The sequence below is a fragment of the Comamonas sp. MYb21 genome (genome assembly GCF_037479395.1).
Taxonomy (GTDB): domain Bacteria; phylum Pseudomonadota; class Gammaproteobacteria; order Burkholderiales; family Burkholderiaceae_C; genus Comamonas.
The window spans coordinates 266,103-276,759 of the sequence record NZ_JBBGZC010000005.1 but is presented as its reverse complement, the minus strand read 5'-3'; the positions used below and the strand labels follow the sequence as shown (position 1 = coordinate 276,759).

Genomic DNA, 10,657 nt, shown 5'->3' with positions numbered 1-10,657 from the left:
TGGTTGATTATGATGAACTCGTGGCATGTTAAGAGCCTTGACTCTCTCTTGAGTCAATATATTGAAAGTCAAAAATACGATTTTTCATACGATGCTGGTTTGAGAAAAGTGAACCCACTTATTCAACGAAAACTGGCGTACACGACGACGCAGTTTTCCAGGCCTTGTAGTGTTTTTTTTGAAATGGCAAAAAATGGAACAGACGCTGGTTTCAATACCTATGTTGCATGGGGAGACAGCACTGGCGATATTCTCGATGCAGTTCGTGAGAGAGTCGGTGGGGACGAAGTCATTGTGGCGAACCAATGTGTCATCATGCAGACCATTTGGGACCCGGAATACAAGGATAGATCGACTTATTTCGGCTGGCTACCCATAAAAACAAAAAGAGTCTCTACAAAATCATGGATCAGAAATAAAAATGCGCCTGTCGAACCTAAAACAGGGGAGCAGGAGATGGCCGAAGTCACGCCGGCATTCAACCGTTTTGTAGATAATTTTGAGAAATATGCGATTCCGTTCTTTGATTCACTGCCTGTGAATATTGGAAAAAAATGGACGGATTTGATAATTTCCAGTGAGCAGAATTCTGCAAGCTGATCTAGGATTTAAAGCGAGCAATACATGCTCTGCAGATCGCTCACCACTAGGGAGTCTCTCAAAATCCGATTTTTAAAAGATTGGCATTGAATAAGGCAAGGCATTACGAGGCGAACTTTGGAAATTTTTGGGGTTTTAAGATGTGCCCGTATGCTTGCGAAAACCCCTACGGAAATTTGTAATGGTTCTGACCGAATTGGCGCGGCAGTGGAGGTTATAACCCCAAAAATTTATCTTTTCTTTCAGCGGTGGAGTATCATTATCCCTGTGCAAAAACAAGCATGCCATGAATAAAAATGCACTCATTTTTGATAAATTGACAACCGATGAAATGAACATTTTGCTATCAGAGTTGAATGGAAAATTCCCTCATTTCAGTTTTATTTCAAAGCACCAAGAGGACTGGCAGTCGTGTTTTAAAGAGACAATGGAAAATGTTGCGTCGTATGATGCAGACTACGATCCACCTAGATTTTTGAGGGAGAACTGGCCGACAATTGGACCAGTTTGGGAGTTGGCTGATTTTCCACACCTAGGTGTATGCTCTTTTGATGTGCTGACCAAGGTGAATTCATCCTTCTTGTGGTTGATTTCTTTTTGGTATTGCTGGGATATTAATTTTATTGCTTACTCTTGTAATGATTGCTCAAAAGACATAGCGAGAAAGTTTCATGCGCTTGCAATAAATGCGTTGGATCTTGATTTGGAGCTCAATACTTTAAATGTCTATGACTCAGTACTAACTGTATTTGAGGATATGGATATGCTTGGTGAGGCATTGGATTTTTATTTGACGGGGGATATGGGAGGCGATGATCCATTTCGCCCCATTCTTTTTTGTAAGCAGATCGAGTTTGTGGAGTAACTTAAAAACCATCCCTTCTTAGTAGGGAAGTGCGACTACTACAGTCGTGACGAATATTTAAAAGATCCGGTTTTGAACCCGCTGCGCCTGCAGTTGCCGCCTGGGGTGTGATAAATGCTTTCTCTAAGTGACGAGAGATTTTGCCAATACGAAGTTTATTATTTAATGAACTTTGTTTTGATTAAGCCTAAATCACAGTTGGCGCATTTCTACGTCAAGAGGATTACGCCTGTCTGTGCAGAATCGCACTTTCAAGCCATCGATCTGGATCATGATTTCAATTCGAACATCACAAACCCTTTGTATCAGCTGTTTGTGTCTTGTTTTCTTAACTCGCAAAAGATAATTCCGTTATTGGAGGATATGTTTGGTAGTAATGATATATATCATAAAATAAATAATAAGCGAGAAAATCTGTTTGATGGTGAGCTGTCAAATAGATTTCTTGAAAATCTTGAATTTAATACATCTTTGGATGGGTTTGAGAATGGAGCATGTTGGCAAGAGCTGAGAGAGAGATCCAGATTATTTTTGACGAAATACAGTCTGCTGGATAATTTTGCCTTTCCAAGGCCTATGAAATTCTCTGAATTTTTATATCCAGATGATTTTGAAGAATATGATCCCGCCCCTCGTTGGTCCTGGTGTGGACAATTCATGTCGTTGGAAGATTGGATGTATTTTAAAAAAACGACATTGGATGCCTACCATGGCATCGAATTGACAAGATCGTTTTCTAAGTAGTCATGCCAACTTGTGATTTCTGAAATCGTATTTATATGTATATGAATAAAAACGCACTGCGATTCGATAATTTGACAGCCGACGAAATGAATATTTTACTGTCGGAGTTGAAGGATAGATTTCCTGATATTGCTGTGGCCGCGCCGCGTGGGGAGCTCATCGATAAAAATCGAAAGGCGCATTGACATGAATTTTGTTGCATTGAAATATGAGTTGGATAACCTCTTTAAAGGACTAAACGAACCTTATGATGTTGTTCCTGAATGGACCGGCGCTGGTGTTTCGCCTGATGTACTCAAAGAAGCGGAAGCCCGCATGGATGTTGTCTTTCCAGAGGTGCTCAAGGATGTATCAGGCCAATTTTCAGCGATTTACCATGAGACTCCTTATTTTATGGGGAATGCTTTTAAGAAAATTCAGAGTGAAGTTATTAAAAGGTCTAGAAGAGAAATTTCTGAAGACTACTTTAAAGATGACTTAGAAATTTCTATTGTTTATGCGCCTACAGAATGGGATGGTGAGGACGCTCAAGGTCTCAAAGCACTAAATGTTGAATACATGAGTGAAATGGATGCAAAGCAATATATTGGAGTAGACTGCGATCTAATGTGGTTGCATGATAGAAGTTTTTTGCTCATCGGAGCCACTTACTCAGAGTCGCTGTATATGGATTTGAGAGAGCCCGCATCCAACCCAAATTATGGCGCGCTCTATAATTTTAATTCTTTGGAGGATTTTTGCATCATGTATAAAGTAGCCGATGATTACGGGCAATTTCTTCTGAATATCAAGCATTCGCTGGAAAAGAAAATCCAGCTCGATGCTGAAGATGCAGACGATAACTAAGGTGTAGGCGCTGCTGAACCAGGCGGAGAACAGTACGCGCCATGCTTGGTTCCGGCGATCTTGCATTGGCGCCACAAGAACGCATACCGATGGCGTTGAGCCCTCCTCGAAGGGGCAACGCCCGTTCAATCTTCGGCATCTCTTTGCCATTACGGCTAAGCACCAGCGGTCTTGGTGCAGTAGCCGCATCTCGCCATGAGATGCGGCTTTCCCTCAGCTACGCAGCAATGCTGCTGCATCGACCACCAAATAGGTGCCCACGCCACCGGCGTGCCGCACAAGGTCCCACATTCCCACCCAGATATCCGACTGCCTCAACAAGCACAGGCAAGCGCCTCCGCGCGATACACAGCCCGCCATGTACCAAGGGCTTTAACAACCAACCCCTTACAGAACCCACGCTGCGGCTGAGTCGCCCAGCCCAACATGGTCTGTCCGGGCAAGTGCCAGCGACGCCTTGACGTAAGGCAAATAGAGCTAAGCGCCACTGGATGTGCGTCCAGCTCTAGTTGGTAAATTGGTATTACCAATAAGCTAATTTAGCCCTTAGATTGTCAAATTACGGGTTTACCCTGGCAATAAATTTGCATGATTCCCCAATAATCGCCCAACTTTGCCGCAGATTAGTAATTTCGTGGTTTATTGGTAATACCAATTTAGACCAAAGGTCCAACCAACGGCTTAGCGAACAAGCCATTCACCAGCCAAGGCCAAGCACAGGGCAGCCCAAGCAGCCCGTTGGCGCCACCCCCTCGGTGAACAGCCCAAGACCAAGGCGCCTCAAGCGCCCCTCCAATAACTTCGAGACATCGCCATGCAAACTCTCTGGCAGCAAAACTACGACCCGGCTGGCAACATCTGGGTGTCGGCCCTGGTGGCATTGATACCGATCCTGTTTTTCTTTTTGGCATTGACCAAGCTGCGGCTCAAGGGCTACCAAGCGGGCACCATCACGGTGGTGCTGGCCCTGGCGGTAGCGTTGCTGTTCTACCGCATGCCCGTCAGCGCGGCGCTGGCTTCGGCCGTCTATGGCTTCTTCTATGGGTTGTGGCCCATTGCCTGGATCATTGTGGCTGCGGTGTTTCTGTACAAGATCTCCGTCAAGACGGGGCAGTTCGATGTGATCCGCTCGTCGATTCTGTCGGTCACGCCGGACCAGCGCTTGCAGCTCATCCTGGTGGGCTTTTGCTTTGGCGCGTTTCTGGAAGGGGCGGCAGGTTTTGGCGCGCCGGTCGCCATCACGGCGGCCTTGCTGGTCGGCCTGGGCTTCAAGCCGCTGTATGCGGCGGGCCTGTGCCTGATCGCCAATACCGCGCCGGTTGCGTTTGGCGCAATGGGCATTCCGATCATCGTGGCCGGCCAGGTCTCGGGCGTCGATGCGTTTGCGATTGGCCAGATGGCCGGCCGCCAGCTGCCTTTCATGACCGTGCTGGTGCTGTTCTGGCTGATGGCCATCATGGATGGCTGGCGCGGGGTGAAGGAGACCTGGCCAGCGGTGCTGGTCGGTGGTGGCTCGTTTGCGATCGTGCAGTTCCTCACCGCCAACTACATTGGCCCGGAGCTGCCCGATATCACCTCGGCCATCGTGTCCTTGATTGCGCTGACCCTGTTCCTCAAGGTCTGGCAGCCCAAGCGCATCTTCCGTTTTACGCCAGAGGCGGGTGAACAAGGCGCAGCAGCCGTGCCCGTCGCACCTGTCAGCTCGGGCGCGCCGCTCACCGCCGCTGCGGTCATCAAGGCCTGGTCGCCCTTCATCATCCTGACGGCCATGGTCACGGTCTGGAGCATCAAGCCCTTCAAGGCGCTGTTTGCGGCAGGTGGCCCGCTGGCGTCCACCGTCATCAATATTCCGGTGCCGTTCTTGCACAACCTGGTCGAGAAGACGCCGCCCGTCGTGGCCGCTGCTGCCCCTTACGGCGCTGTTTACACCTTCAACTGGCTGCTGGCCACCGGCACCGCCATCCTGATTGCGGCGCTGATCACCATCGCCTTCACCCGCCTGTCGCCGTCCAAGGCAGTGGCTACCTTGGGGGAGACTTTCAAGGAACTGGCGGTGCCGATCTACTCCATCGGCATGGTGCTGGCCTTTGCCTTTGTCGCCAATTACTCGGGCCTGTCGGCCACCCTGGCGTTGGCACTGGCGCATACGGGCCAGGCCTTCACCTTCTTCTCGCCCTTCCTGGGCTGGATAGGGGTGTTCCTGACGGGCTCGGACACCTCTGCCAATGCACTGTTTGCCGCGCTGCAGGCCACCACCGCGCAGCAGCTGGGCCTGCCCCAGGTGCTGACCGTGGCCGCCAACACCACCGGCGGTGTGACGGGCAAGATGATCTCGCCCCAGTCCATCGCCATTGCCTGCGCGGCCGTGGGTCTGGCGGGGCGCGAATCGGATCTGTTCCGCTTTACGGTAAAGCACAGCCTGATCTTTGCCGTCATCATCGGTTTGATGACTACGCTGCAGGCCTACGTGTTTCCGTGGATGATTCCAGGTCATTGAGAGTCGCTAACCCAGCCCTTGATACGTCGTTGCCAAGCCTTGTCGTACTAAAGTACTGCCTGCGGCTTGGCGCCTCGTCGGGGGCGCCCAGTCTCAATCGCAAACCTACGGTTTGCTGGGCTGCTTTAGCGACTCTAGGCAACCAACACCTGAAAGCTCTCCCCATGCGCCTCGCTGACCATGTTGTCGAAAAACTGCTTGCCCTGGTGCAGGCCCGTGGCTTGCAGCCGGGCCAGCGCCTGCCGGCCGAGCGGCAACTGGCGCTGGAGCTGGGGGTGTCGCGCACGTCAGTGCGCGAGGCGCTGCAAAAGCTCATCAGCCAGGGGGTGCTGTCGGCCCGGCGCGGTGATGGCACCTATGTGCAGACGGTGCCATCGGCCGATTGGCTGCAAGAGGCCATGGGGCCGCTGGCCGGACTGATCGAATCGGACCCCAACTACCGCTATGACGTGCTGGAGACCCGACATGCGCTGGAGAGCAGCACCGCCTGGCTGGCCGCGCAGCGCGCCACCGCGCAGGACAAGGAACGCATCCAGCGCTGCTTTGATGTGATGATCGAGCACCAGCAAAGCGGCCACGCCGAGCTGGCCGCGCGTGCTGATGCGCAGTTCCACCTGGCGATTGCCGAGGCCTCGCACAACCTGGTGCTGGTGCAGGTCATGCAAAGCCTGTTCACCGTGGTGCTCTCTACCGTGGAGCGCAACCGCCACGACATGTTCCGCTTGAGCGCCCCGGTCACGCTGCAGCAGCTCACCGTGCAGCACCAAAGCCTGATGCAGGCGATTTTGGAGGGCGACCCGCAGCGCGCCCGCGCCTGCATTGGCGAGCACCTGGAGCATGTGCGCCACACCATCTTGCAAATGGACGAAGAGCGCGCGCGCCGCGAGCGATCGATGCGCCTGCCGGCCGAGCTGATGCCCAGCCTGCCGGGTGTGCCCTGATCTGCGCGGATCCTGACAACCAACATACCGAGACAAACACCCAGCCCTGAGAGCGCCACCATGATCATCTCTTCCGCCTCCGACTACCGCGCCGCCGCGCAAAAGCGCCTGCCGCCCTTTCTGTTCCACTACATCGATGGCGGCGCCTACGCCGAGCAAACGCTCAAGCGCAATGTGGCCGACTACGCCGATGTGGCCCTGCGCCAGCGCGTGCTCAAGGACATGAGCCAGCTCGACACCAGCATCGAGCTGTTTGGCGAAAAGCTCTCTATCCCCGCCATCCTCGCGCCCGTCGGCCTGCTGGGCATGTTTGCCCGCCGGGGCGAGGTGCAGGCCTCACGCGCCGCCGCTGCCCATGGCATTCCGTTCACCCTGTCCACCGTTTCGGTCTGCCCGATTGAAGAGGTGGCGCCGGGCCTGGGCCGGCCGATGTGGTTCCAGCTCTATGTGCTCAAGGACCGGGGCTTTATGAAGAACGCGCTGGAGCGCGCGCAGGCCGCCGGCTGCTCCACCCTGGTGTTCACGGTCGATATGCCCGTGCCCGGCGCCCGCTACCGCGATGCGCATTCGGGCATGAGTGGCCCCAATGCGGCGATGCGCCGCTACTGGCAGTCCCTCACCCACCCGGCCTGGTCCTGGGATGTGGGCTTGAACGGCCGACCGCACGACCTGGGCAATATCTCCGCCTACCGGGGCAGCCCCACGGGCCTGGCCGACTACATCGGCTGGCTGGGCAGCAATTTTGATCCATCGATCTCCTGGAAGGACCTGGAATGGATCCGCGACTTCTGGAAGGGCCCGATGGTCATCAAGGGCATCCTCGATCCGGAAGACGCCAAGGATGCCGTGCGCTTTGGCGCCGATGGCATTGTGGTCAGCAACCATGGCGGCCGCCAGCTGGACGGCGTGCTGTCATCGGCCCGCGCGCTGCCGGCGATTGCCGATGCGGTCAAGGGCCAGATCAAGATCCTGGCCGATTCGGGCATCCGCAATGGCCTCGACATCGTGCGCGCCATCGCCTTGGGGGCGGACGCTACCTTGCTCGGCCGCGCCTTTATCTATGCGCTGGCCACCTCGGGCCAGGCGGGCGTCAAGCACCTGCTGGAGCTGATGGAAAAGGAAATGCGCGTGGCGATGACCTTGACCAGCGTGGCCAAGGTGGCCGATATCAACGGCGATCTGCTGGTGCGCCAGTAAACGACGCACCCTACCAAGGCCTGCCATGACCGCTGCCACCACCACCCCCGTCTCGCGCGATGCGCTGCTGGCCCAGCTGCGCGCCGCCGTCGGCCCCGCCCATGTGCTGACGGGCGACCAGGCCACGCGCCGCTTTCGCAAAGGCCACCGCACCGGCGAAGGCCCGGTGCTGGCCGTGGTGCGCCCGGCCAGCCTGTGGGAGCAGTGGCAGGTGCTGGAGGCGGCTGTGGCAGCCGACCGCATCGTCATCATGCAGGCGGCCAACACCGGGCTTACCGGCGGGTCGACGCCCGACGGCAGCGGCTATGACCGCGAGATCGTGCTGATCAACACCTTGCGCATCACCGGAGTGCAGGTGATTGGCGATGGCGCCCAGGTCGTCTGCCTGCCGGGGGCGACCTTGGACAAGTTGGAGCAGGTGCTGGCGCCGCTGGGCCGCGAGCCGCATTCGATCATTGGCTCGTCCTGCATCGGTGCCTCGGTGCTGGGGGGCATCTGCAACAACTCCGGCGGCTCGCTGGTGCGGCGTGGCCCGGCCTATACCGAGCTGGCGCTCTATGCCCAGGTGCGGGCCGATGGCTCGCTGGCGCTGGTCAACCACTTGGGAATAGAACTGGGCGCCACGCCGCAAGAGATATTGACCCGCCTGCACAACGGCGACTACCGCGAGGCCGACATCACGCACGATGCGCAGCGCGCCGCCTCCGACCCGCGCTACGCCGCCGCCGTGCGCGATGTGGACCAGGATTCGCCCGCGCGCTTCAATGCCGATCCCTCGCGCTTGTTTGAGGCCTCGGGCTCGGCCGGCAAGCTCTGCCTGTTTGCGGTGCGGCTCGATACCTTTCCGAAAGTGCCCAGCACCGTGTTCTATATCGGCAGCAATGCGGCCGACGACCTGACCACCGTGCGCCGCCATCTGCTCACCGCCTTGCCGGAGCTGCCGATTGCCGGTGAGTACATCCACCGCACCGCCTACGACATTGGCGAGCAATACGGCAAGGACACCTTCTTGCTGATTGACCGCTTTGGCACCGCCCGCGTGCCTGCGGCCTTTGCGCTCAAAAGCCGGGTCGATGGCTTCTTTGAGCGCCTGGGCCTGCGCGGCGTCAGCGACCGCATCATCCAGGCGGTCACCAACCTCTTGCCCAGCCATTTGCCGCCGCGCATGCGCCAGTGGCGCGAGCGCTATGAGCACCACCTGCTGCTGCGCGTGGCCAACGACACGGCCGACGCCACCCGCGCGTTTCTGAGCACGCATTTTGCTGGCAGCGCCAGTGGCGGCTGGTTTGAGTGTGATGCCGACGAAGGACGCAAGGCCTTCCTGCACCGCTTTGCGATTGCCGGCGCCGCCATCCGCTTCCGCGAAGTGCACCGCGCCCAGGTTGAAGACATCGTCGCGCTCGATGTTGCCCTGCGCCGCAATGACCGCGACTGGGTCGAGAAGTTGCCCGCCGAGGTCGAGGCCGACATGGTGCACAAGCTCTACTACGGCCACTTCTTCTGCCATGTCTTCCACCAGGACTACATCGTGAAAAAGGGTGTCGATCCGCTGGCGATGGAGCACCGCATGTGGACGCTGCTCGATGCGCGCCGGGCCGAGTACCCGGCCGAACACAATGTGGGCCACCTCTATGTGGCCAAGCCTGCACTGGCTGATTTTTACCGCCAGCTGGACCCGAGCAACAGCCTGAACCCCGGCATTGGCCACACGGCGCGGGGCAAGAACTGGGAGGCCTGCTGTGAGCGGCCTGGTGCCTGGCCCAAAGGCTATTCAGACTAGCGCCGGTCTGGGCTGCGGCGCTGGCGCACTGGCGCCGGGGAAGGGCATGCAGTTGCCGGTTGGCAGTCCGTAAGCGGTGTCCGGGGCTGGCTCACAGCGTATCGCACAGCATGTCCCAGAAGGCCTGCACCAGCAACGGCGTTCCGGCCTGCTTGCCGTGCTTCATCAGGCAAATTTTTCTGGCCAGTTGCGGCCGGGTGATCGGCAGGTAGCACAGCTGCGGGTCAGAGTGCGCCTGCTTGCTCAGGCTGGATATCAGCCCGACTTTCAGATCGCTGTGCACCAGCGCGTACAGGGATTCGATCGACGACAGGTTGTGCGGCACATTGACATGCACGCCCTGCTCGCGCAGCACGGTGGTGATCATGTCATAGGTATTGCCCCGCCGCAGCACCGCCAGGGGCTGGTCCTTGAGATGGTGCCAGTGCAGCTTGGCCTGCTGGGCCAGCGGGTGGCGCGGGGAGAGCACGACCATGATCTCGTCCGTGGCGATCAGGCGCGAATCGATGTGCGAGGGCGTGTCGAACTGCAGGCCCACCGCGATGTCCGCATCCCCTTGCGTGATCGACTCGATCAGCGTGTCGCTGTGCATGTCGTCGAGCACGAAATGCACCTCCGGGTGGCGCTGCTGGAACTGGGCCATATACGGCGCAATCCACTGCGATGCCGAGGGGATGCAGTGGATGCGGATGGCATGGCTTTGGTGTTGCAGCCGCTGCAGCATCTCCTCCATGCCCTGGTCAAAGGTGGCAATCATCCAGCTGACCTGGGCGCGTACCGATTCGCCCGCCGGCGTCAGCCGCACGCGCCGCATGCTGCGGTCAAACAAGGTGACGCCCAGCGTGAGTTCAAGTTCGCGGATGGCGGAGGAAAAGGCCGGCTGGCTCATCGCCAGCGACTGGGCGGCCTGCGTGAAGGTGGGGTGCTCAGCGGCCTGCTTGAAGCAGCTGAGCTGCCGCAATGTGGGGATGGATGCCGATCTCTGCGGCTGGTAAACGTGGGTCATGATGAATTCATTTTTTCAAATCAAAATAATTACTCCAATTGTAAATTGCTATGTAATTAAATTTTTTACAGATGCGTAAAAAAATGGCTGGGAACAGGTGCCGATGGCAGCTGGATAGCACCAGGCCGGAGCGTAAAAGTTCCGGAGATTTTTACGAAAACGCCTCTGTTTCATCGGTGTT

The 10,657-nt window shown here is 56.8% G+C and carries 9 protein-coding genes; 8 read left to right on the top strand and 1 reads right to left on the bottom strand.

The genetic code is table 11. The annotated features are described in order from the left end of the window. Nucleotides 1-9 precede the first annotated feature (9 nt). The 8 genes from WH367_RS09545 (at nt 10) to dld (ending at nt 9,470) form a co-directional block, all read left to right on the top strand. A complete protein-coding gene (locus WH367_RS09545; protein ID WP_339535750.1) occupies nt 10-600 on the top strand; it encodes a hypothetical protein in 591 nt (196 codons plus the stop codon). Nucleotides 601-886: 286 nt separating this feature from the next. Then, on the top strand, nt 887-1,465 hold the full coding sequence (locus WH367_RS09540) for a hypothetical protein (protein WP_339535749.1): 579 nt from the start codon (nt 887-889) through the stop codon (nt 1,463-1,465). A 165-nt stretch (nt 1,466-1,630) separates the two neighbouring features. Then, complete coding sequence (locus tag WH367_RS09535; RefSeq protein WP_339535748.1) at nt 1,631-2,209, top strand: hypothetical protein; 579 nt, start codon at nt 1,631-1,633, stop codon at nt 2,207-2,209. A 186-nt stretch (nt 2,210-2,395) separates the two neighbouring features. After that, complete coding sequence (locus WH367_RS09530) at nt 2,396-3,055, top strand: hypothetical protein (protein ID WP_339535746.1); 660 nt, start codon at nt 2,396-2,398, stop codon at nt 3,053-3,055. 814 nt (nt 3,056-3,869) lie between these two features. Beyond that, nucleotides 3,870-5,552, top strand: coding sequence for an L-lactate permease (gene lldP / locus WH367_RS09525; protein ID WP_339535744.1), 1,683 nt, complete (start codon nt 3,870-3,872; stop codon nt 5,550-5,552). Between the two features lie 164 nt (nt 5,553-5,716). Then, nucleotides 5,717-6,493: a transcriptional regulator LldR gene (lldR, locus tag WH367_RS09520; protein WP_312988237.1), complete on the top strand. Its 777-nt coding sequence runs from the start codon at nt 5,717-5,719 to the stop codon at nt 6,491-6,493. A 60-nt stretch (nt 6,494-6,553) separates the two neighbouring features. Beyond that, on the top strand, nt 6,554-7,690 hold the full coding sequence (gene lldD / locus WH367_RS09515) for an FMN-dependent L-lactate dehydrogenase LldD (RefSeq protein ID WP_339517058.1): 1,137 nt from the start codon (nt 6,554-6,556) through the stop codon (nt 7,688-7,690). A gap of 25 nt (nt 7,691-7,715) precedes the next feature. Then, the gene (dld, locus tag WH367_RS09510; RefSeq protein ID WP_339535742.1) at nt 7,716-9,470 is read left to right on the top strand and encodes a D-lactate dehydrogenase; all 1,755 of its coding nucleotides are present in this window, start codon (nt 7,716-7,718) and stop codon (nt 9,468-9,470) included. 91 nt (nt 9,471-9,561) lie between these two features. Here dld and WH367_RS09505 read toward each other — a convergent pair whose 3' ends face one another. Continuing rightward, complete coding sequence (locus tag WH367_RS09505) at nt 9,562-10,476, bottom strand: LysR family transcriptional regulator (RefSeq protein ID WP_339517060.1); 915 nt, start codon at nt 10,474-10,476, stop codon at nt 9,562-9,564. Nucleotides 10,477-10,657: the final 181 nt, after the last annotated feature.

Bases quoted from the DNA above. Each gene is read 5' to 3' on its own strand.
- lldD (WP_339517058.1), top strand. From the start codon at position 6,554: ATGATCATCTCTTCCGCCTCCGACTACCGCGCCGCCGCGCAAAAGCGC.
- WH367_RS09540 (WP_339535749.1), top strand. From the start codon at position 887: ATGAATAAAAATGCACTCATTTTTGATAAATTGACAACCGATGAAATG.
- WH367_RS09545 (WP_339535750.1), top strand. From the start codon at position 10: ATGATGAACTCGTGGCATGTTAAGAGCCTTGACTCTCTCTTGAGTCAA.
- lldR (WP_312988237.1), top strand. From the start codon at position 5,717: ATGCGCCTCGCTGACCATGTTGTCGAAAAACTGCTTGCCCTGGTGCAG.
- WH367_RS09530 (WP_339535746.1), top strand. From the start codon at position 2,396: ATGAATTTTGTTGCATTGAAATATGAGTTGGATAACCTCTTTAAAGGA.
- WH367_RS09505 (WP_339517060.1), bottom strand. From the start codon at position 10,476: ATGACCCACGTTTACCAGCCGCAGAGATCGGCATCCATCCCCACATTG.
- WH367_RS09535 (WP_339535748.1), top strand. From the start codon at position 1,631: ATGAACTTTGTTTTGATTAAGCCTAAATCACAGTTGGCGCATTTCTAC.
- lldP (WP_339535744.1), top strand. From the start codon at position 3,870: ATGCAAACTCTCTGGCAGCAAAACTACGACCCGGCTGGCAACATCTGG.
- dld (WP_339535742.1), top strand. From the start codon at position 7,716: ATGACCGCTGCCACCACCACCCCCGTCTCGCGCGATGCGCTGCTGGCC.